General features: G+C 51.7%; 21 protein-coding genes. 14 read left to right on the forward strand and 7 right to left on the reverse strand.

The window, feature by feature from the left end:
• From rbsK to kup, 6 genes are all read right to left on the reverse strand, one after another.
• Positions 1-930: a ribokinase gene (rbsK, locus tag HV243_RS24480; protein ID WP_016157826.1), complete on the reverse strand. Its 930-nt coding sequence runs from the start codon at positions 928-930 to the stop codon at positions 1-3.
• 141 nt (positions 931-1,071) lie between these two features.
• The gene (gene rbsB / locus HV243_RS24485; RefSeq protein WP_003023760.1) at positions 1,072-1,962 is read right to left on the reverse strand and encodes a ribose ABC transporter substrate-binding protein RbsB; all 891 of its coding nucleotides are present in this window, start codon (positions 1,960-1,962) and stop codon (positions 1,072-1,074) included.
• A 24-nt stretch (positions 1,963-1,986) separates the two neighbouring features.
• Positions 1,987-2,952 (reverse strand): ribose ABC transporter permease, encoded by a 966-nt coding sequence (rbsC, locus tag HV243_RS24490; RefSeq protein ID WP_003023762.1) that lies wholly within the window; start codon positions 2,950-2,952, stop codon positions 1,987-1,989.
• A gap of 5 nt (positions 2,953-2,957) precedes the next feature.
• Positions 2,958-4,463 (reverse strand): ribose ABC transporter ATP-binding protein RbsA, encoded by a 1,506-nt coding sequence (gene rbsA / locus HV243_RS24495; RefSeq protein ID WP_003023764.1) that lies wholly within the window; start codon positions 4,461-4,463, stop codon positions 2,958-2,960.
• 7 nt (positions 4,464-4,470) lie between these two features.
• A complete protein-coding gene (rbsD, locus tag HV243_RS24500) occupies positions 4,471-4,890 on the reverse strand; it encodes a D-ribose pyranase (RefSeq protein ID WP_016157824.1) in 420 nt (139 codons plus the stop codon).
• 192 nt (positions 4,891-5,082) lie between these two features.
• Positions 5,083-6,951: a low affinity potassium transporter Kup gene (gene kup, locus HV243_RS24505; protein ID WP_053389262.1), complete on the reverse strand. Its 1,869-nt coding sequence runs from the start codon at positions 6,949-6,951 to the stop codon at positions 5,083-5,085.
• A gap of 330 nt (positions 6,952-7,281) precedes the next feature.
• On the opposite strand from kup, the gene ravA reads away from it, so the two are divergent.
• Positions 7,282-8,778, forward strand: coding sequence for an ATPase RavA (gene ravA, locus HV243_RS24510; RefSeq protein ID WP_047358450.1), 1,497 nt, complete (start codon positions 7,282-7,284; stop codon positions 8,776-8,778).
• On the forward strand, positions 8,772-10,223 hold the full coding sequence (gene viaA / locus HV243_RS24515) for an ATPase RavA stimulator ViaA (RefSeq protein ID WP_131351619.1): 1,452 nt from the start codon (positions 8,772-8,774) through the stop codon (positions 10,221-10,223). Before ravA ends, viaA begins: the two co-directional genes overlap by 7 nt.
• A 3-nt stretch (positions 10,224-10,226) precedes the next feature.
• On the opposite strand, the gene asnA is transcribed toward viaA, so the two are convergent.
• Complete coding sequence (gene asnA / locus HV243_RS24520; RefSeq protein WP_053389260.1) at positions 10,227-11,219, reverse strand: aspartate--ammonia ligase; 993 nt, start codon at positions 11,217-11,219, stop codon at positions 10,227-10,229.
• Positions 11,220-11,370: 151 nt separating this feature from the next.
• On the opposite strand from asnA, the gene asnC reads away from it, so the two are divergent.
• The 12 genes from asnC (at position 11,371) to atpD (ending at position 22,415) form a co-directional block, all read left to right on the forward strand.
• Positions 11,371-11,829 carry a transcriptional regulator AsnC gene (gene asnC / locus HV243_RS24525; RefSeq protein WP_003023780.1) on the forward strand — a complete coding sequence of 153 codons (459 nt, stop codon included), beginning with the start codon at positions 11,371-11,373 and terminating at the stop codon, positions 11,827-11,829.
• An 88-nt stretch (positions 11,830-11,917) separates the two neighbouring features.
• Positions 11,918-12,367 carry an FMN-binding protein MioC gene (mioC, locus tag HV243_RS24530; protein WP_016155086.1) on the forward strand — a complete coding sequence of 150 codons (450 nt, stop codon included), beginning with the start codon at positions 11,918-11,920 and terminating at the stop codon, positions 12,365-12,367.
• 372 nt (positions 12,368-12,739) lie between these two features.
• The gene (mnmG, locus tag HV243_RS24535) at positions 12,740-14,629 is read left to right on the forward strand and encodes a tRNA uridine-5-carboxymethylaminomethyl(34) synthesis enzyme MnmG (RefSeq protein ID WP_016155085.1); all 1,890 of its coding nucleotides are present in this window, start codon (positions 12,740-12,742) and stop codon (positions 14,627-14,629) included.
• A gap of 103 nt (positions 14,630-14,732) precedes the next feature.
• On the forward strand, positions 14,733-15,356 hold the full coding sequence (gene rsmG / locus HV243_RS24540) for a 16S rRNA (guanine(527)-N(7))-methyltransferase RsmG (RefSeq protein ID WP_016155084.1): 624 nt from the start codon (positions 14,733-14,735) through the stop codon (positions 15,354-15,356).
• Between the two features lie 614 nt (positions 15,357-15,970).
• Positions 15,971-16,351 (forward strand): F0F1 ATP synthase subunit I, encoded by a 381-nt coding sequence (gene atpI, locus HV243_RS24545; protein ID WP_003023790.1) that lies wholly within the window; start codon positions 15,971-15,973, stop codon positions 16,349-16,351.
• Between the two features lie 7 nt (positions 16,352-16,358).
• Positions 16,359-17,174: a F0F1 ATP synthase subunit A gene (atpB, locus tag HV243_RS24550; RefSeq protein WP_003023792.1), complete on the forward strand. Its 816-nt coding sequence runs from the start codon at positions 16,359-16,361 to the stop codon at positions 17,172-17,174.
• A 46-nt stretch (positions 17,175-17,220) separates the two neighbouring features.
• Entirely contained in the window at positions 17,221-17,460 is a 240-nt protein-coding gene (gene atpE / locus HV243_RS24555) for a F0F1 ATP synthase subunit C (RefSeq protein ID WP_003023794.1), read from the forward strand.
• 59 nt (positions 17,461-17,519) lie between these two features.
• Positions 17,520-17,990: a F0F1 ATP synthase subunit B gene (gene atpF / locus HV243_RS24560; protein ID WP_003827022.1), complete on the forward strand. Its 471-nt coding sequence runs from the start codon at positions 17,520-17,522 to the stop codon at positions 17,988-17,990.
• Between the two features lie 14 nt (positions 17,991-18,004).
• The gene (gene atpH / locus HV243_RS24565; protein WP_006687767.1) at positions 18,005-18,538 is read left to right on the forward strand and encodes a F0F1 ATP synthase subunit delta; all 534 of its coding nucleotides are present in this window, start codon (positions 18,005-18,007) and stop codon (positions 18,536-18,538) included.
• A 12-nt stretch (positions 18,539-18,550) separates the two neighbouring features.
• Positions 18,551-20,092, forward strand: coding sequence for a F0F1 ATP synthase subunit alpha (atpA, locus tag HV243_RS24570; protein ID WP_003023802.1), 1,542 nt, complete (start codon positions 18,551-18,553; stop codon positions 20,090-20,092).
• Between the two features lie 50 nt (positions 20,093-20,142).
• Positions 20,143-21,006 carry a F0F1 ATP synthase subunit gamma gene (atpG, locus tag HV243_RS24575; RefSeq protein WP_016155083.1) on the forward strand — a complete coding sequence of 288 codons (864 nt, stop codon included), beginning with the start codon at positions 20,143-20,145 and terminating at the stop codon, positions 21,004-21,006.
• A 26-nt stretch (positions 21,007-21,032) separates the two neighbouring features.
• Positions 21,033-22,415 (forward strand): F0F1 ATP synthase subunit beta, encoded by a 1,383-nt coding sequence (gene atpD, locus HV243_RS24580; RefSeq protein WP_003023806.1) that lies wholly within the window; start codon positions 21,033-21,035, stop codon positions 22,413-22,415.
• The last annotated feature ends 10 nt before the right edge of the window (positions 22,416-22,425 follow it).

The following is a 22,425-nucleotide window of genomic DNA, read 5'->3' on the forward strand; positions in this document are numbered from 1 at the left end:
TTACCTCTGTTGACTTAAAAACGCTTCTATTTCTTCGCGCCATGGAACGGAAGGCTGTGCGCCCTTACGGGTGACCGCAATCGCCGCAGCGGCATGTGCAAATCGGATAGCTTCAGGCAGCGGAGTCTCTTCCAGTAACGCTGTAATTAACGCGCCGTTAAAGGTATCCCCAGCGGCGATGGTATCAACGGCGTCCACTTTAAACCCAGGCACACGCTGACCTTCACCATTTACGCTGGCCCACACCCCGCGACTGCCTAAGGTAATCAGTACAGTATGGATCCCCTTCGCGTGCAATGCCTGCGCAGCTTTGGCCGCGTCTTCATCGTTTTCAACCCGGATTCCCGTGAGCTTTTCAGCCTCGGTTTCATTCGGGGTAATAATATCCACCAGCGCCAGCAGTTCGTCAGAAAGTTCACGTGCCGGGGCCGGGTTAAGGGCTACCGTGGTTTTATTTTGATGTGCAATCTTTGCCGCAGCCAGTACGCTTTCGATCGGCGACTCTAACTGCATCAGTAAGGCAGACGCCTGGGCAATACGCTCATGCTGAGCTTCCACCAGCGCAGGCGAAAGTGCCGCGTTCGCACCAGCATGAATGCCGATGACGTTCTCACCTTCACCATTCACAAAAATCAACGCCACACCGGTCGATTCCCCCGAAATTACGCTAATCGGCGCAATATCGATATTATCTTTGGCTAACTGTTTACGAACACTTTCGCCAATATCATCATCACCCGTACAGGCAATAAATGCGATATTCGCGCCACTACGCCCCGCAGCAACAGCCTGATTCGCGCCTTTACCACCAAATGCAACCTGATAATGGTTACCGGTTACGGTTTCACCAGGTGTCGGGAAAGAGTTAAGGTTGAGGATGTGATCGGCATTGATACTGCCAAGAACAACGAGGTTGCCTGCGGTTTTCATATTTGGTGTTCCAAGTCAAAGTGCGCCACCGGATTAGGGTGGCGCGTGCCCTGCTTTTCTTTTTACGCTTTCATCCCCAAAACCCGATACGGGGATGGCGTCTTTATGTCTCCATCAGGCCGCGAGCGACCTGAATCGGTATTACTGCTTGATGACCAGCTTCAGGTCAACCGGATATTTAGCCTGAACCTTCTCGCCTTTCAGGACTTTATCCGCAGTCTCAACGCCTTTCGCGCCGATCTGATCCGGCAACTGAGCAATGGTCGCAGCCAGTTTGCCATCATTTACTGCTTTTTCGCCATCTGGAGTACCGTCAAATCCAACCACCATCACATCAGATTTACCCGCGGTTTGCAGTGCGCGCAGCGCACCCAACGCCATTTCATCGTTCTGGGCAAATACGGCCTGCACGTCAGGATGCGCGGTCAGCAGGTTCTGCATGACGTTCAGACCTTTGGTGCGGTCGAAGTCGGCCGGCTGGCTGGCCAGTACGTTAAATTTGTGTGCCGCAACAGCCTGCTGGAAACCTTCGCCACGCTCACGCGCCGCTGAAGTACCGGCAATACCCTGCAGTTCGATAACTTTCGCGCCTTCACCCGCTTTCTTCGCGATGTAATCGCCCGCAATCTTACCGCCCAGCACGTTATCAGATGCAATATGGCTTACTACTTCGCCTTTGGACGCAACGCGGTCAAGGGTGATAACCGGAATTTTCGCCTGGTTAGCCATCTTCACAGCGTTACCAACAGCATCGGAGTCTGTCGGGTTAATCAGCAGAATTTTAGTTCCACGAACCGTTAAATCCTGAACGTTAGCCAGCTCTTTCGCTGGGTTGTTCTGTGAGTCCAGAATCACCAGGTTGTAGCCCAGCTTATCGGCCTCTTTTTGCGCCCCATCCTTCAAAGAAACAAAGAACGGGTTGTTGAGGGTGGAGACCACCAGCGCAATGGTATCTTTCGCCATCGCATTCGCGCTCACGGTGGCGCTCAGCGCAACAGCAGAAACCAGGGTAGCCAGTTTTTTCATGTTCATATTTAAGATGTCCTGTAATCGTTGTTACTGCTTTTTGTTGTCTACCAGTACCGCCAGCAAAATCACCACCGCTTTGACGATCATCTGGTAATAGGAGGATACACCTAACAAATTCAAACCATTATTGAGGAAACCAAGAATCAATGCGCCGATCAGCGTCCCAACAATACGTCCTTTACCACCCGCCAGGCTGGTACCACCTAACACCACCGCGGCGATAGCATCCAGCTCATAGCCAGTACCTGCCGTCGGTTGCGCAGAGGAGAGGCGCGCTACTTCAATGATGCCCGCCAGCGATGCCAGCAGACCACACAGGGAATAAACGATAATTTTGATTTTACTTACGCTGATACCGGACAGGCGCGTTGCCGCTTCGTTACCGCCCAGCGCATAGATATAACGACCCAGACGAGTGTGGTGCAGCATGTACCACGCCGCGAGGAAGACAATCCCCATAATCCACACAGGCGTAGGGACGCCTAACGGACGACCAATACCAAACCAGCCAAACAGATCGGCATTGTCAGTAAACCCGGTATTAACCGGACTGCCGTTGGTGTATACCATGGTCACACCACGCAGCAGCAGCATCATCACCAGGGTCGCGATAAACGCCTGTACCCGGCCTTTCGCGACAATCACCCCGGTTACCGCGCCAATAGCAGCACCGAGCGCCAGGGCCGCAGCGACAGCCACCAGCGCATTGACTTCAATCCCTACAATGGAAGCCGCAACCGCACCGGTAAGCGCCAGCAAAGAACCGACAGACAGATCGATCCCCGACGTCAGGATAACCAGCGTCATGCCAACGGCCATGATGGCGTTCACCGACGTTTGCTGGAGGATGTTGAACAGGTTATTAACGGTAAAAAAGTTAGGGCTCATGGTGGAAACAATCGCGATCAGCACTAACAGAGCGATGAGCGACTTTTGCTCCAGAAGCCATGCTTTAGTGAAATAACGGCGACCAGAAACAGCCTGGGTAGTCATCTTTTTTACTCCTGATTCACGCGATTAAGCTTGCCCACAGCGGCAGCCATTAATACTTCCTGAGTGGCCTGCTCGCGAGTGAACTCACCGCCGAGATGCCCTTCATGCATAACGATAATTCGATCGCTCATGCCCAATACTTCTGGCATCTCAGAGGAGACCAGAATGATGCTCAGCCCATCGGCCTTAAACTGGTTGATAAGCTGATAGATTTCTTTCTTAGCCCCAACGTCAACACCGCGCGTTGGTTCATCGAGGATCAGGACTTTTGGTCGGGTCATCAGACCGCGCGCAATCGCCACTTTCTGCTGATTACCGCCAGAAAGCAGGCCGATAGCCTGTTCCATCGATGGCGTTTTAACATTGAACAGACGAATAAAATCACCTACCGCCTGCTGCTCGTCTTTATGTTTAAGGCTTCCACCAGCGCGACTGAAATAACGCAGCGCGGTTAGTGACATGTTCTCTTTCACCGACATGCCCAGCACTAAACCATCGCGTTTACGGTCTTCAGAAATATAGACGATGCCGTTAGCCAGCCCATCCTGCGGCGAACGGGTGACCACTTCATGGCCATCAAGCGTGACGTAACCGCTGGTGCGCGGCAATGCGCCGTACAACACTTTCATCAGCTCGGTACGTCCGGCCCCCATCAGCCCCGATACGCCAAGGATCTCGCCTTTACGCAGCGTGAATGAAACATCGTTTACGCCAGGGCCGCACAGGTTATCGACCTTAAGGCGAATATCACCCGGCGCTTTTTCCAGGCGCGGGTATTGATCTTCCAGCTTACGTCCCACCATCATTTCAATCAGCGAGTCTTCGGTCAGCGAAGCGACTTCACGCTCGGCAATAAACTGCCCATCGCGAAAAACGGTCACGTCGTCGCAAATCTCGAAGATCTCTTTCATGCGGTGAGAAATATAGACAATGCCGCGTCCCTGGGATTTCAGTTCGCGAATGACGCGGAACAGGGATTCGGTTTCGGTATCGGTGAGCGCATCCGTCGGTTCATCCATAATGATGACCTTCGATTCAAAGCTCAGCACTTTGGCAATTTCAACCATCTGCTGATCGCCAATCGACAGTTCACCGACCAGTCTGTCGCTTTTAAAGCGCAGATTCAGTTTGGCAAGCAGCAGATCGGCTTCGGCGTACATCTTCTTCCAGTCAATTTTGCCAAAGCGATTAACGAACTCACGGCCAAGAAAAATGTTCTCGGCGATAGTGAGTTGCGGGATCAAATTCAGCTCCTGGTGGATGATACCGATTCCGGCTTCCTGGGAGGATTTAGGGCCGTTAAAGGTGGTCTCTTTTCCCAACCACAATAAAGAACCGGCATCACGGGTATAGATCCCGGTCAGCACTTTCATCATGGTGGATTTGCCCGCGCCGTTTTCGCCCACCAGCGCCATTACGCGGCCTGGGTAGACATTCAGCGCGGCGCCGGATAGCGCTTTTACGCCCGGGAACGCTTTATCGATCCCTTTGAGTTGCAGTAATGCGTTCATGATGGCCTCAGAACGTGACGCCAGCACAGAGAATAATATTCGCATACGGAGAACACTCTCCGCTGCGAATTACCGCCTGACTGTCTGCGGTTTGTTTTTTGAATTGTTCATGCGTGGTGTAACGAATTTCTATGGTGTTTCCCTGGTGTTGTTGCAGTTGCTCAATGTGGCTGAGCAACGTTTCGTGGAGTTGCGGATTATGTTGTTTAATTTCCGTCGCGAGAATGGCCGCCTCGACCTGCATTTCACGTGTCACCACATCCAGTACCTGCATAAAAGAAGGTACGCCCTGGGTTAATGCTATATCGATACGCGTTGTGCTATTCGGGATGGGTAAACCTGCATCACACACCACCAGCGTATCGGTATGCCCCAGACGGGAGATCACCGATGAAATTTCAGAGTTGAGTACCGTGCCTTTCTTCATTTTCTTTCCCCACTAGCGAAACGTTTCGCTGAAGATAAGTGTAGAGCGAAGAGTGGAGATAAAACCACCGCGAAGTTACGAAAATGTGATCGCCATCGAAACGTTTCGCAAGGATTATCATTCGATGAAATGAAAACTGGGAGGGACAAAACAAAACGCCCCCTTTCGCAATGAAAGAGGGCGTCGATGAGATTAAATCTCGACCTGAGTACCGAGCTCAATAACCCGGTTCGGTGGGATTTCAAACTGGTCCGGGGCGCGCAGCGCATTGCGTTGTAGTAGCAGATACAGCTTGCCGCGCAGACGCAGATACCATGGTCGTTTGCCAACAATCAACGACTCATGCGACATGAAGAACGAGGTTTCCATCATCCGACAGCTTAAGCCTTCCAGACCGCAGCGATGGAACACTTCTTCAACGTTCGGCGTTTCGCGCCAACCGTAGCTGGCCACCACGCGCCAGAAGGTGGGCGATAACTGCTCAATCTGCACCCTACGCACATTGTGAACATATGGCGCATCTTCCGTGCGCAGCGTCAGCAGAATAACGCGTTCATGCAGAACCTTGTTATGTTTGAGGTTATGCAGTAGCGCAAACGGGATGACGTTCAATGCACGAGACATGTACACCGCCGTTCCCGGCACGCGTACCGGTGGTGATTTCTCCAGAGAGGCAATCATCGCCTCCAGAGAGTTGCCGTGCTCATGCATGCGACGCAGCAGACGGAAACGCTCGCTTTTCCAGGTAGTCATGATGGTGAACATCACCAGACCCAGCGTCAGAGGCAGCCAACCGCCGGAAATCAGTTTATCGAGGTTCGCGGAGAACAGCGGAACATCGACGCACAAGAACGCCACCAGGATCAGGAAGACGAAGTATTTATTCCAGTGCCAGTTTTTGCGCGCCACGGTGGTCGACAGAATTGAGGTCAGCACCATTGTCCCCGTCACCGCAATCCCGTACGCCGCAGCCAGATTGCTGGAGTGTTCAAAGCTCACAATCACAATAACCACTGCAAAATAGAGCATCCAGTTAACGAAAGGAATGTAGATCTGGCCCGATTCCATTTCCGAGGTATGGATGATACGCATCGGCGATAAATACCCCAGACGCACGGCCTGACGCGTCAGTGAGAAGACGCCGGAGATAACCGCCTGTGAAGCGATAACCGTTGCCAGCGCGGCGAGGATCAGGAGCGGTATCAACGCCCAGTCCGGCGCCAGCAGGAAGAACGGGTTTTTAATCGCTTCAGGATGCTTTAACAGCAACGCCCCCTGACCAAAATAGTTCAGTACCAGCGAAGGCAATACCACGGAGAACCATGCCAGGCGAATCGGCAACTTACCGAAGTGGCCCATATCCGCATACAGCGCTTCAACACCGGTAATCGACAACACCACCGCACCCAGCGCAATAAAGGACAACGTTTTGAATTCGAGGAAGAAATGCACCGCCCAATACGGATTGAGCGCCTGCAGCACATCCGGATTGCCAATAATACTGCGCACTCCTAACACCGCCAGCGTCAGGAACCACAACAGCATAATCGGCGCAAACAGCTTACCGACCATGCCGGTACCGTGTTTTTGAATCAAAAACAGCAGGGTCAGTACGATTATCGAGAGCGGAACAATCCAGGTATCCAGTTGCGGGGCAATGATCTCCAGACCTTCAATCGCCGACATCACAGAGATAGCAGGCGTTATAACCACTTCTCCATAGAAGAAGCTGCCGCCAATCAACCCCATAATCACCAGCATGGAGGTTGTTCGTGCTGAAGTATTACGCCCGGCCAATGACATCAGCGTCAGGATCCCGCCTTCTCCGGCGTTATCCGCGCGCATGACAAACGTCAGGTATTTAATGGAGACAACAAAGATCAGCAGCCAGAAAATCAGCGAGAGAAAGCCAAATACGGCATCACGTTCAACGCCAAAACCAAACTGGCCGGACAAACATTCACGAAGCGTATAAAGTGGGCTGGTACCAATATCACCGTAGACAACCCCAATGGCCGCAAGGGTAATCGCAGACAATGATTGTTTATTATCAGTGCTCATAGACTCGTCTTTCGTTTATACACATCATCTTTCAAGCCACCTCCGCGTGGGCTGCATTCGTTATTCCCCCCATCCCAGAAGAAAACTCCATTGCCGCCTTGGTGCAGCTTGATTGATTTGGTGTATATATAAGAAATGTGTGCGTCGTCCCTTGGCCCACAAAAAGGCGCACAGTATGCACGATTAATCGCAAAATCGTACCCCTAAATGAGACCAGATTAATCTGGCTCAAAGAAAAATAAGCGCACCTTCAGTCTATTACTGCACTGGTGTGAAGCATCTATACTCGCTGTTTATGCAGTACATTTGGCGAAAGGACGCCACTTCATTATGGCTCACCCACATTTATTAGCGGAAAGAATTTCCCGTCTGAGCAATGCGCTGGAAAAGGGACTTTATGAACGTAGCCACGCCATTCGTCTGTGTCTGCTGGCTGCGCTTAGCGGCGAGAGCGTTTTCTTATTAGGTCCTCCCGGGATCGCGAAAAGCTTAATTGCCCGCAGACTGAAATTTGCCTTTCAAAATGCTCGCGCCTTCGAATATCTGATGACGCGCTTCTCTACGCCGGAAGAGGTTTTCGGCCCGCTGTCCATTCAGGCGTTAAAAGACGAAGGTCGCTATGAACGCTTAACGGCAGGCTATCTCCCTGAAGCTGAAATCGTCTTTCTCGATGAAATCTGGAAGGCGGGACCGGCGATTCTTAACACCCTGCTGACCGCCATCAACGAACGCCACTTCCGCAACGGCGCGCATGAAGAGAAAATCCCGATGCGCCTGCTGGTGGCAGCCTCCAACGAACTGCCTGAGGCAGACAGCAGCCTGGAAGCGCTGTACGACCGTATGCTGATTCGTCTGTGGCTGGATAAAGTCCAGGACAAGGCCAACTTCCGCTCGATGCTGTTAAGTCAGCAGGATGAAAGCGACAATCCGGTCCCGGCATCGTTACAGGTAACGGATGAAGAGTATTACCAGTGGCAAAAGGACATTGGCGCCATCACGCTTCCCGATCGCGTGTTTGAGCTTATTTTCATGCTGCGCCAGCAGCTGGACACGCTACCGAATGCCCCCTACGTGTCCGATCGTCGCTGGAAAAAAGCCATTCGCTTGCTCCAGGCCAGCGCCTTCTTTAGCGGACGTGATGCGGTAGTTCCCATCGATCTGATCCTGCTGAAAGACTGCCTGTGGTACGACGCACAAAGCCTGAATCTAATGCAGCAGCAGCTGGAAATATTGATGACCGGACACGCATGGCAACAGCAAGCCATGCTGACCCGTCTGGGCAGTATTGTGCAGCGCCGCATTCAGCTCCAGCAGCAGCAAAGCGATAAAACAGCATTCACCGTGATCCGTCAGGGCGGCATGTTCAGCCGTCGTCCTCATTATGATTTACCGCCGGAGGCCACGTCATCCGTCGTGACATTACTACTGCAAAAGCCCTTAAAGCTGCATGATATGGAAGTAATCCATATTGCTTTCGAACGTAGCGCGCTGGAACTGTGGTTAACCAAAGGCGGAGAGATCCGCGGAAAATTAAACGGCATCGGTTTTGCCCAGACGCTGAACATGGAAGTGGATAGCGCGCAGCACCTGGTTGTACGCGACGTCAGCTTACAAGGCTCTCGCCTGGCATTGCCCGGTACATCACAAGAGAGTATGCCCGCTGAAATAAAACAGGAGCTTGAAGCGCTCGATAACGAGTGGCATCAGCAGCACAGCGCATTTAGCGAGCAGCAAAAATGTCTGTTTATTCATAGCGACTGGTTAGGCCGCATTGAGGCCAGCCTGCAGGATGTCGGGGCACAAATCCGCCAGGCGCAACAATGCTGACCCTTGATACACTCAACATCATGCTGGCGGTCAGTGAAGAAGCGATGATCGAAGAGATGATCGTCGCCCTACTGGCTTCTCCGAAGATGGTGGTATTTTTTAACAAATTCCCTCGCCTTAAAAAAGCGATCACTGACGATATTCCCCGCTGGCGTGAATCTTTGCGTAGCCGCCTCAAAGATACCCATGTACCGCCGGAGTTAGCGGAAGAGGTTATATGCTATCAACAAAGCCAGCTCCTCTCTCATGCGCAGTTTATCGTCCAGCTACCGCAAATATTGTCGCTATTACACCACCTCCATTCGCCATGGGCCGGACAAGCGCAGCAGTTGGTCAATGACAACAGCGCGTTTACGCCTGCCCTACATACGCTTTTTCTCCAGCGCTGGCGCCTGAGCCTGGTGGTGCAAACCACAACGCTGAATCAGCAACTGCTGGAAGAAGAGCGCGAGCATTTGCTCAGTGAAGTACAGGAACGGATGACCCTTAGCGGGCAACTGGAACCCGTACTGGCAGAAAATGACAACGCAGCAGGCCGGTTGTGGGATATGAGCGCAGGTCAAATCAAGCGCGGTGATTATCAGTTGATGGTGAAATATGGCGAATTCCTGACGCAACAACCTGAACTCCAGCGTCTGGCTGAGCAGTTAGGCCGTTCCAGAGAAGCGAAATCCGTACCGCGTAAAGATGCGCCAATGGAAACCTTCCGCACCCTGGTGCGCGAACCGGCAACCGTCCCGGAGCAAGTAGATGGCATCCAGCAAAGCGACGATATCCTGCGCCTGCTGCCGCCGGAACTGGCCACTCTGGGCATTACCGAACTGGAATACGAGTTCTACCGACGACTGGTGGAAAAGCAGTTGTTGACCTATCGCCTGCACGGCGAAGCATGGCGTGAGAAAGTCACGGAACGCCCCGTGGTGCATCAGGATTTTGACGAGCAACCGCGCGGACCTTTTATCGTCTGCGTTGATACTTCGGGATCGATGGGCGGCTTTAATGAGCAGTGTGCGAAAGCCTTTTGCCTGGCGCTAATGCGCGTCGCCCTTGCCGATAACCGACGCTGTTTCATCATGCTGTTTTCAACAGAAGTAGTGCGCTATGAGCTATCCGGCCCGGAGGGCATCGAACAGGCGATCCGTTTTTTAAGTCAGCGCTTTCGCGGTGGTACCGATATTGCCAGCTGTTTTCGCGCCATTACTGAGCGCATGCAGGGTCGGGAATGGTTTGATGCTGATGCGGTGGTGATCTCAGATTTTATCGCACAGCGATTGCCCGATGAGGTTGTCAGCAAAGTGGAGGAATTACAGCGGGTGCACCAGCACCGTTTTCACGCGGTGGCGATGTCAGCACATGGTAAACCCGGCATCATGCGCATTTTCGATCATATCTGGCGCTTTGATACCGGGATGCGAAGCCGCCTGCTCAGACGCTGGCGGCGTTAATTCTTACAACAGAGAGGCGACGCTTTCACGTACCTGTGCCGGCCATACGCCACACTGAACCTGACCAATGTGTGGTAATTGCAGCAACAGCATGGTCAGACGCGACTGCCCAATTCCTCCACCAATCGTCTGTGGCATTTCACCGCGCAGCAGCGCCTGGTGCCATTCCAGACTCAGACGATCTTCATCTCCGGTCAGAGACAGCTGATGTTTCAGAGCGTCAGCATCCACACGGATCCCCATAGAAGACAGCTCAAACGCATCTTCCAGTACCGGGTTCCAGACCAGAATATCACCGTTCAGACCGGCGTGACCCAGCTCGGACGCTGAACTCCAGTCATCATAATCCGGCGCACGTACATCATGGCGGTGACCGTCGCTGAGCTTGCCGCCGATCCCCACCAGGAATACCGCGCCCAGCTCCTTAGCGATCGCACGTTCACGACCTTTTGCGTCAAGACCAGGATAACTAGATAACAGTTCCTGGCTATGAACAAAGTGGATCTGCTCTGGCAGGAACGGTGCCAGACCAAACTCTTTGCTCACCGCAGCTTCGGTAGCCTTAATTCCCGCCCAGATAGCCTCTACCGTGCTTTTCAGAGTGGAGAATTGACGCTCGCCGTCGCCCATCACGCGCTCCCAGTCCCACTGGTCAACATACACTGAGTGCAGCGGGGAAAGGCGGTCTTCATCAGGACGCAGGGCCTTCATATGCGTGTACAGCCCTTCGCCTGCGCTAAAGTCGTGTTGTCCTAATGTTTGACGCTTCCACTTCGCCAGTGAATGAACCACTTCGAATTGAGCGTCTGGCAATGCTTTAACCTTCACCTGCACCGCTTTTTCACAGCCCGACAAGTTATCTTGCGTGCCATCTCCTACGCGGCTGAGGATCGGAGCCTGAACTTCGATCAGACCTAAACGCTCTTCCAGCTGACGAGAAAAATGAGATTTTACGAAGCTAATTTGACGTTGTTTGGCAATGTAAGCGGTTTTCATTATGTGTACTCCTGTGTCCTGTTGCCTATGATTAAGCAACAGAATGTAGGTAATATTCAATAATCAACAAACAAAAAGCCTTCTTCGATTTTGATTCGTTAAAATTAACGTCTAAAATAGAGGGAATCATTAATCTACATAAGAAAAACCTATGGAAAATTATCAGATCGACAATCTGGACCGCGGCATTCTTGACGCCCTGATGGAAAATGCCCGAACGGCCTATGCCGAATTGGCCAAACAGTTCGGCGTTAGCCCGGGGACAATTCACGTTCGCGTAGAGAAGATGAAGCAGGCCGGGATTATTACCGGCGCACGGATTGATGTTAGTCCCAAACAGTTGGGCTATGACGTCGGCTGCTTTATCGGCATCATCCTGAAAAGTGCGAAAGACTATCCGTCAGCGTTGGCCAGACTGGAAAGCCTCGATGAGGTGACCGAAGCGTATTACACCACCGGGCACTACAGCATCTTTATAAAGGTGATGTGCAAGTCGATCGACGCGTTACAGCAGGTACTTATCAACAAGATCCAAACAATTGACGAAATTCAGTCCACGGAGACCCTGATCGTCCTGCAAAACCCGATCATGCGTACCATCAAGCCATGATCGCTTTTTTTAATCCCCTATTTTTCCACAGGTAGATCCCAGCTCGCTCACAGCGTACAATACGCCCTCTTTATAAAGGTGGGCGATCATGGCAGAAATCACTCTTATCAGCGGCAGCACGCTTGGCAGTGCGGAATATGTAGCAGAGCATCTGGCTGAAAAACTGGACGACGCGGGTTTTTCCAGCGAAATACTGCATGGGCCAATGCTTGAAGAGGTCCCGACTGATGGGATCTGGCTGATTATTAGCTCCACGCACGGTGCGGGAGACATTCCTGACAACCTGCAGCCTTTATATGATGCCTTATGCGAGCAAAAACCGGACCTTTCACAAGTGCACTTTGGTGCAATCGGGATCGGCAGTCGTGAATATGACACCTTTTGCGGCGCAATCGACAAGCTGGAAGCCGAACTGAAAGCCTGCGGAGCAAAACAGATCGGCGAAACGCTCAGGATCAACGTACTGGAACATGAAATTCCGGAAGATCCGGCTGAAATTTGGCTGGGATCCTGGCATCCATTGCTCAGAGATTTGTAAAGATCGTACTTTTTTATGTGGATAAGTCTGGTTAAAAGCTTGGATCAACCGGTAGTTATCCCAAGAACAACCGTTGTTCAGTTTTTGAGTTGTGTATAACCCTTCATTCTGCTCCCAGCTTATACGGGCCAGGATCACCGATCATTCACAGCTAATGATCCTCAACAACCTGTTGATCTTATTCAAAGGATCGCCCTTATCCACAGAAAGTTGCGATCCTAATAAGAGATCACAATAAAACAGATCTCTAAATAAAAAGATCTTCTTTTTAATACCCAGGATCCCAGGGCTTTCTCGATCGACTAAAGTTGAGTAGAATCCACGGCCCGGGCTTCAATCCACTTTCACACCGCGTTATGCGAGGCAATTACCATGTTTTATCAGGATCCTTTTGACGTCATCATCATTGGCGGGGGTCATGCAGGCACCGAGGCCGCAATGGCCGCGGCGCGAATGGGTCAACAGACTCTGCTTTTGACACACAATATCGACACACTGGGACAGATGAGTTGCAACCCGGCGATCGGCGGTATTGGGAAGGGACACCTGGTAAAAGAAGTGGATGCGCTTGGTGGGTTGATGGCAAAAGCGATCGACCATGCAGGTATCCAGTTTAGGATACTAAACGCCAGCAAAGGGCCAGCCGTTCGTGCTACCCGAGCTCAGGCCGACCGTGTGCTCTATCGCCAGGCTGTACGCACCGCACTCGAGAATCAACCCAATCTGATGATCTTCCAACAGGCGGTTGAAGATCTGATTGTTGAAAACGATCGTGTTGTGGGTGCAGTGACCCAAATGGGACTGAAGTTCCGTGCCAAAGCGGTTGTATTAACCGTAGGGACTTTTCTTGACGGCAAAATTCATATTGGTCTGGACAACTACAGCGGCGGCCGTGCTGGCGATCCGCCGTCTATCCCGCTGTCACGCCGTCTGCGTGAACTGCCGTTACGCGTCAGCCGCCTGAAAACCGGTACGCCGCCGCGTATCGATGCACGCACTATTGATTTCAGCGTGCTCGGCCAGCAAAACAGCGATAACCCGATGCCGGTCTTCTCATTCCTGGGCGATGCTTCTCAACATCCGCGTCAGATGCCGTGTTACATCACGCATACCAATGAGAGAACCCATGACGTGATCCGCAATAACCTCGATCGTAGCCCGATGTACGCAGGCGTGATCGAAGGTATCGGTCCGCGCTACTGCCCGTCGATCGAAGACAAAGTGATGCGCTTTGCCGATCGTAATCAGCATCAGATCTTCCTCGAACCGGAAGGACTCACGTCTAACGAAATTTATCCGAATGGTATCTCCACCAGCTTGCCGTTCGATGTGCAGATGCAAATTGTCCGCTCCATGCAGGGTATGGAAAATGCCAGAATCGTCCGTCCTGGCTACGCGATTGAGTATGATTTCTTCGATCCGCGCGACCTGAAACCCACTCTGGAAAGTAAATTCATCCAGGGTCTGTTCTTTGCGGGCCAGATTAACGGTACTACCGGTTACGAAGAAGCTGCCGCGCAAGGGATGTTGGCGGGTCTGAACGCCGCACGCTTGTCTGCTGAGAAAGACGGCTGGGCACCGCGTCGCGATCAGGCTTATCTTGGTGTACTGGTGGACGATCTGTGTACGCTTGGCACCAAAGAACCGTACCGCATGTTCACCTCACGCGCAGAATACCGTTTGATGCTGCGCGAAGATAACGCCGACCTGCGTCTGACCGAAATTGGTCGTGAACTGGGTCTGGTGGACGACGAGCGCTGGGCTCGTTTCAACGAGAAGCTGGAGCGTATCGAACAGGAACGTCAGCGTCTCAAATCAACCTGGGTAAATCCGTTAGCGGAATCTGCAGCAGAAGTGAATGCTCACCTGGCTACGCCTTTGTCACGTGAAGCCAGCGGTGAAGATCTTCTGCGCCGCCCGGATATGACCTATGCTCAGTTGACCTCTTTATCTGCGTTTGCACCAGCGCTCGACGATGCTCAGGCCGCGGAACAGGTTGAGATTCAGGTGAAATACGAAGGGTATATCGCCCGTCAGCAGGAAGAAATCGAAAGACAACAGCGTAATGAGAACACCCTGTTGCCTGCAACGCTGGATTATCGTCAGGTCTCAGGCTTGTCGAATGAAGTTATCGCCAAGCTGAACGATCACAAACCGGTATCGATCGGCCAGGCATCGCGTATTTCTGGCGTAACGCCTGCCGCCATTTCCATTCTGCTGGTATGGCTGAAGAAACAAGGTATGCTGCGCCGCAGCGCTTGATAACACTATTTTGGCGGCGGGCGCTTCGCCTGCCCGCCCTACAAATTTGTAGTCCCGATAAGCTATAGCGCATCGGGAAATTGATTATGAACAGGTAACGACCGTGCTCAACAAACTCTCTCGTCTGCTGGCTGATGCTGGTATTTCTCTTACCGATCACCAGAAAAATCAGCTGATTGCGTATGTCGATATGCTGCACAAATGGAACAAAGCGTACAACTTGACGTCGGTACGGGATCCCAACGAAATGCTGGTGCGCCATATTCTGGACAGTATTGTCGTCGCGCCGTATCTGAAAGGGGAGCGTTTTATCGACGTGGGTACGGGACCGGGCCTGCCGGGTATTCCTCTCTCTATCGTGCGCCCAGAAGCGCATTTCACACTGCTGGATAGTCTGGGAAAACGCGTCCGTTTCTTGCGTCAGGTGCAGCATGAGCTTGCGCTTACTAACATCACTCCTGTGCAAAGTCGCGTTGAAGAATTCCCTTCAGAGCCGCCGTTCGATGGGGTTATTAGCCGTGCGTTCGCGTCACTTACTGATATGGTGAGTTGGTGCCATCATTTGCCTGGCCTGGATGGGCGTTTTTATGCGCTAAAAGGGCAGTTGCCTGAAGATGAAATTGCTTCGTTGCCTGCAGAATTCAGCGTCGAGTCGGTCGAAAAATTACGCGTTCCGCAACTGGATGGTGAACGTCATCTGGTGGTTATTAAGCCAAACAAAATTTAATTTTTATCAAAAAAAATAGAAAAAAAACGGCTATTCAGGTGTTAAAAGTCATAGGGAATAGTGTGGTTAAATGTCGTTACAATTCACTAGCGCCTTACGGTTTTGCATCATAACTATAACGTACCGTTTTTTGTTAAAAGCGAAACAAGTCAGCTGTGAAAATATCAGTCTGCTAAAAATAGAACGTAAGAACCGCCCGTTGTGTTAATTTTTTATTATAAATGTCAATGCGTGGTTTTTTTGTTGTTAGCTGTTGTTTTTTAAATAGTGGCTATTTTTACGCTTAAATATCAAAAAGATGAAAAGGCATCATTTGCCACGTAAATAAATTATGCGAAGGTGAATATGTTCAATATGTGATCTGGTGCACGCTTTGCCGCCAGTATTTACGCGGCATTTGCAGTTTTGCATGATCGTTCACAGTTTGCTTAAAAGTGATAAATGTGGGGTAGCGAAAAATATTTAAACATTTATTCACTTTTTAGCTACTTATTGTTTGAAATCACGAAGGCGCACCGTATAATTTGACCGCTTTTTGATGCTTGACTCTAAGCCATAAAGAACGTTTTATACGACACGCGGCATACCTCGAAGGGAGCAGGAGTAAAAACGTGATGTCTATGTCGCTCTTGAGTCGAAACGTTGCTCGTAAGCTTTTGCTCACACAGTTTCTGGCGGTAATAGCAAGTGGATTGCTGTTTAGCCTCAAAGACCCTTTCTGGGGCATCTCCGCATTGTGCGGTGGATTGGCAGTGTTACTGCCTAATGTGTTGTTTATGATATTTGCCTGGCGTCACCAGGCGCATACACCAGCTAAAGGCCGAGTAGCCTGGACGTTCGCCTTCGGCGAAGCCTTCAAGGTGTTAGCTATGCTGGTTTTGCTGGTGGTGGCGTTGGCTGTTTTGAAAGCGGTATTCATGCCGCTGATCGTTACGTGGGTTTTGGTGCTGGTGGTTCAGATACTGGCGCCGGCTGTAATTAACAACAAAGGGTAAAGGCATCATGGCTTCAGAAAATATGACGCCGCAGGATTACATAGGACACCATCTGAATAACCTTCAGTTGGACCTACGTACATTCTCGCTGGTGGATCCGCACAACCCCCCAGCCACCTTCTGGACGCTCAATATTGACTCCATTTTCTTCTCGGTGGTTCTGGGTCTGTTGTTCCTGCTTATGTTCCGTAGCGTAGCTAAAAAGGCGACCAGCGGCGTACCAGGTAAATTTCAGACCGCGATTGAGCTGGTAATCGGCTTTGTGCATGGTAGCGTGAAAGACATGTACCATGGCAAAAGCAAGCTGATTGCTCCGCTGGCCCTGACGATTTTCGTCTGGGTATTCCTGATGAACTTGATGGATTTACTGCCTATCGACCTGCTGCCGTACATCGGTGAGCATATCTTTGGCCTGCCGGCTCTGCGTGTGGTTCCGTCTGCTGACGTGAACATCACCCTGTCGATGGCGCTGGGCGTATTTATCCTCATTCTGTTCTACAGCATCAAAATGAAAGGCATCGGCGGCTTCGCGAAAGAGTTGACGCTGCAGCCGTTCAATCACTGGGCGTTCATCCCTGTCAACTTAATCCTTGAAGGGGTAAGCCTGCTGTCCAAACCAATTTCTCTTGGTCTGCGACTGTTCGGCAACATGTATGCCGGTGAGCTGATTTTCATTCTGATTGCTGGTCTGTTGCCGTGGTGGTCACAGTGGATCCTGAATGTGCCATGGGCCATTTTCCACATACTGATTATCACGCTGCAAGCCTTCATATTTATGGTTCTGACGATTGTCTATCTGTCGATGGCATCTGAAGAGCATTAATTTACCAACACTACTACGTTTTAACTGAAACAAACTGGAGACTGTCATGGAAAACCTGAATATGGATCTGCTGTACATTGCTGCCGCTGTGATGATGGGTCTGGCGGCAATCGGTGCTGCGATCGGTATCGGCATCCTCGGGGGTAAATTCCTGGAAGGCGCAGCGCGTCAACCGGATCTGATTCCTCTGCTGCGTACTCAGTTCTTTATCGTTATGGGTCTGGTGGATGCAATCCCAATGATCGCTGTAGGTCTGGGTCTGTACGTGATGTTTGCTGTCGCGTAGTAAGCGTTGCTTGAATTAAGAGCAATATCAGAACGTTAACTAGATAGAGGCATTGTGCTGTGAATCTTAACGCAACAATCCTCGGCCAGGCCATCGCGTTTGTCCTGTTCGTTCTGTTCTGCATGAAGTACGTATGGCCGCCTTTAATGGCTGCCATCGAAAAACGTCAAAAAGAAATTGCTGACGGCCTTGCTTCTGCAGAACGAGCACATAAGGATCTTGACCTTGCAAAGGCCAGCGCGACCGACCAGCTGAAAAAAGCGAAGGCGGAAGCTCAGGTAATCATCGAGCAGGCGAACAAACGCCGTGCTCAGATCCTGGACGAAGCTAAAACTGAAGCAGAGCAGGAACGTACTAAAATCGTGGCACAGGCGCAGGCGGAAATTGACGCCGAGCGTAAACGTGCTCGCGAAGAGCTGCGTAAGCAAGTTGCTATCCTGGCTGTTGCTGGCGCCGAGAAGATCATCGAACGTTCCGTGGATGAAGCTGCTAATAGCGACATCGTGGACAAACTTGTCGCTGAACTGTAAGGAGGGAGGGGCTGATGTCTGAATTTATTACGGTAGCTCGCCCCTACGCCAAAGCAGCTTTTGACTTTGCCGTTGAGCACCAAAGCGTTGACCGTTGGCAGGATATGCTGACGTTTGCCGCTGAGGTGACGAAAAACGAACAAATGGCAGAGCTTCTCTCTGGCGCGCTGGCGCCGGAAACGCTCGCTGAGTCGTTTATCGCCGTGTGCGGTGAGCAGCTGGACGAAAGCGGCCAAAACCTGATTAGGGTAATGGCTGAAAATAACCGTCTGAATGCGCTCCCGGATGTTCTTGAGCAGTTTATTCATCTGCGTGCAGCCAGTGAGGCTATCTCTGAGGTAGAAGTCACTTCTGCCAATGCACTGAGTGATGAACAGCTTACGAAGATTAGTGCAGCGATGGAAAAACGTCTGTCACGCAAAGTTAAGCTGAATTGCAAAATCGATAAGTCTGTAATGGCTGGCGTAATCATCCGAGCGGGTGATATGGTCATTGATGGCAGCGTACGCGGCCGTCTTGAGCGCCTTGCAGACGTCTTGCAGTCTTAAGGGGACTGGAGCATGCAACTGAATTCCACCGAAATCAGCGAACTGATCAAGCAGCGCATTGCTCAGTTCAATGTTGTGAGCGAAGCTCACAACGAAGGTACTATTGTTTCTGTAAGTGACGGTGTTATCCGCATTCACGGCCTGGCCGATTGTATGCAGGGTGAGATGATTTCCCTGCCGGGTAACCGTTACGCTATCGCACTGAACCTGGAGCGCGACTCCGTAGGTGCCGTTGTGATGGGTCCATACGCTGACCTCGCCGAAGGCATGAAGGTTAAGTGTACGGGTCGTATTCTGGAAGTTCCGGTTGGCCGTGGCCTGCTGGGTCGTGTGGTGAACACTCTGGGTTCCCCAATTGACGGTAAAGGTCCGGTTGATAACGATGGCTTCTCGCCAATCGAAGTTATCGCACCAGGCGTAATCGAACGTCAGTCCGTCGACCAGCCAGTACAGACAGGTTATAAATCTGTTGATGCCATGATCCCAATCGGTCGTGGCCAGCGTGAGCTGATCATCGGTGACCGTCAGACAGGTAAAACTGCGATGGCAATCGATGCCATCATCAACCAGCGTGATTCCGGTATCAAATGTGTGTACGTGGCTATCGGCCAGAAAGCGTCCACCATTTCTAACGTGGTTCGTAAACTGGAAGAACACGGCGCACTGTCCAACACCATCGTTGTTGTGGCGACCGCGTCTGAATCTGCTGCTCTGCAATACCTGGCGCCATATGCCGGTTGCGCAATGGGCGAATACTTCCGTGACCGCGGTGAAGACGCGCTGATCGTTTACGATGACCTGTCTAAACAGGCTGTTGCTTACCGTCAGGTTTCCCTGCTGCTCCGTCGTCCACCAGGACGTGAAGCATTCCCGGGCGACGTATTTTACCTCCACTCCCGTCTGCTGGAGCGCGCATCCCGCGTAAACGCGGAATACGTTGAGAAGTTCACCAATGGTGAAGTTAAAGGTAAAACCGGCTCCCTGACCGCTCTGCCGATTATCGAAACCCAGGCGGGTGACGTTTCTGCGTTCGTTCCGACCAACGTAATTTCCATTACAGATGGTCAGATCTTCCTGGAAACCAACCTGTTCAACTCCGGTATTCGTCCGGCAGTTAACCCGGGTATCTCCGTATCTCGTGTAGGTGGCGCAGCGCAGACCAAGATCATCAAGAAACTGTCCGGTGGTATTCGTACCGCACTGGCGCAGTATCGTGAATTGGCAGCGTTTTCTCAGTTCGCTTCCGACCTGGATGAAGCTACTCGTAAGCAGCTGAGCCACGGTCAGAAAGTAACTGAACTGCTGAAGCAGAAACAGTATGCCCCAATGTCTGTAGCACAGCAGGGTGTGGTGCTGTTTGCGGCTGAACGCGGTTACCTCGAAGATGTGGAACTGGCGAAAATCGGTAGCTTTGAAGCCGCTCTGCTGGCTTACGTTGACCGTGACCACGCTCCGCTGATGCAAGAGATCAACCAGTCCGGTGGCTATAACGATGAAATCGAAGGTAAGCTGAAAGCTATCCTCGATTCCTTCAAGGCAACCCAGTCCTGGTAACGTCTGGCGGTCTGCTTTAGGGCGGACCGCAAGGCATTGAGGAGAAGCTCATGGCCGGCGCAAAAGAGATACGTAGTAAGATCGCAAGCGTCCAGAACACGCAGAAGATCACTAAAGCGATGGAGATGGTCGCCGCTTCCAAAATGCGTAAATCGCAGGATCGCATGGCGGCCAGCCGTCCTTATGCAGAGACCATGCGCAAAGTGATTGGTCACCTTGCGAATGGTAATCTGGAATATAAGCACCCTTACCTGGAAGAACGCGACGTTAAGCGCGTGGGCTACCTGGTGGTGTCGACCGACCGTGGTCTGTGCGGTGGCTTGAACATTAACCTGTTCAAAAAGCTGCTGGCGGATATGAAAGCATGGTCCGATAAAGGCGTTCAGTGCGATATCGCAATGATCGGCTCTAAGGGCGTGTCTTTCTTTAACTCCGTTGGCGGTAATGTGATTGCTCAGGTAACCGGTATGGGGGATAACCCTTCCCTGTCCGAACTGATCGGTCCGGTTAAAGTGATGCTGCAGGCCTACGATGAAGGTCGTCTGGACAGACTGTACGTTGTCAGCAACAAATTTATTAACACCATGTCTCAGACGCCAACCATCACCCAACTGCTGCCTCTGCCGGCATCAGATGATGATGAATTGAAGCGTAAATCCTGGGATTACCTGTATGAGCCAGACCCGAAAGCGCTGCTGGATACCCTGCTGCGTCGTTATGTCGAGTCTCAGGTTTATCAGGGCGTGGTAGAAAACCTGGCCAGCGAGCAGGCCGCACGTATGGTGGCGATGAAAGCCGCGACCGACAATGGCGGCAGCCTGATTAAAGAGCTGCAGTTGGTATACAACAAAGCTCGTCAGGCCAGCATTACTCAGGAACTCACCGAAATCGTCGGTGGTGCATCCGCGGTATAACCAGGTTAATTCGTAGAGGATTCAAGATGGCTACTGGAAAAATTGTCCAGGTAATCGGCGCCGTGGTTGACGTCGAATTCCCTCAGGATGCCGTACCGCGCGTGTACGATGCTCTTGAGGTTATGAATGGTAAAGAGAGCCTGGTGCTGGAAGTTCAGCAGCAGCTCGGCGGCGGTATCGTACGTACCATCGCCATGGGTTCTTCCGACGGTCTGCGTCGTGGTCTGGAAGTTAAAGATCTCGAACACCCGATCGAAGTCCCGGTAGGTAAAGCAACTCTGGGTCGTATCATGAACGTCCTGGGTCACCCGATCGACATGAAAGGCGATATCGGTGAAGAAGAGCGTTGGGCTATCCACCGCGCGGCACCTTCCTATGAAGAGCTGTCCAGCTCTCAGGAACTGCTGGAAACCGGCATCAAAGTTATCGACCTGATGTGTCCGTTCGCTAAGGGCGGTAAAGTTGGTCTGTTCGGTGGTGCGGGTGTAGGTAAAACCGTAAACATGATGGAGCTGATCCGTAACATCGCGATCGAACACTCCGGTTACTCCGTGTTTGCGGGCGTGGGTGAACGTACTCGTGAGGGTAACGACTTCTACCACGAAATGACCGACTCCAACGTTCTGGACAAAGTATCCCTGGTATATGGCCAGATGAACGAGCCGCCGGGAAACCGTCTGCGCGTTGCTCTGACCGGTCTGACCATGGCTGAGAAGTTCCGTGACGAAGGTCGTGACGTTCTGCTGTTCGTTGATAACATCTATCGTTACACCCTGGCCGGTACAGAAGTATCCGCTCTGCTGGGTCGTATGCCATCAGCGGTAGGCTACCAGCCGACCTTGGCGGAAGAGATGGGTGTTCTTCAGGAACGTATCACCTCTACCAAAACCGGTTCTATCACCTCCGTTCAGGCGGTATACGTACCTGCGGATGACTTGACTGACCCATCCCCAGCAACCACCTTTGCTCACTTAGATGCAACCGTGGTACTGAGCCGTCAGATCGCCTCTCTGGGTATCTACCCGGCAGTTGACCCGCTGGACTCCACCAGCCGTCAGCTGGATCCGCTGGTTGTTGGTCAGGAACACTACGACACCGCACGTGGCGTACAGTCTCTGCTGCAGCGTTATCAGGAACTGAAAGACATCATCGCCATCCTGGGTATGGATGAACTGTCTGAAGAAGACAAACTGGTGGTAGCACGCGCACGTAAAATTCAGCGCTTCCTGTCCCAGCCGTTCTTCGTTGCGGAAGTATTCACCGGTTCTCCGGGTAAATACGTATCCCTGAAAGACACCATCCGTGGCTTTAAAGGTATCATGGAAGGCGAATACGACCACCTGCCAGAGCAGGCGTTCTACATGGTTGGTTCTATCGACGAAGCCGTGGAAAAAGCCAAAAAACTTTAACGCCTTAATC

Source organism: Citrobacter sp. RHBSTW-00599, from assembly GCF_013784065.1.
Classification (GTDB): Bacteria; Pseudomonadota; Gammaproteobacteria; order Enterobacterales; family Enterobacteriaceae; genus Citrobacter; species Citrobacter braakii.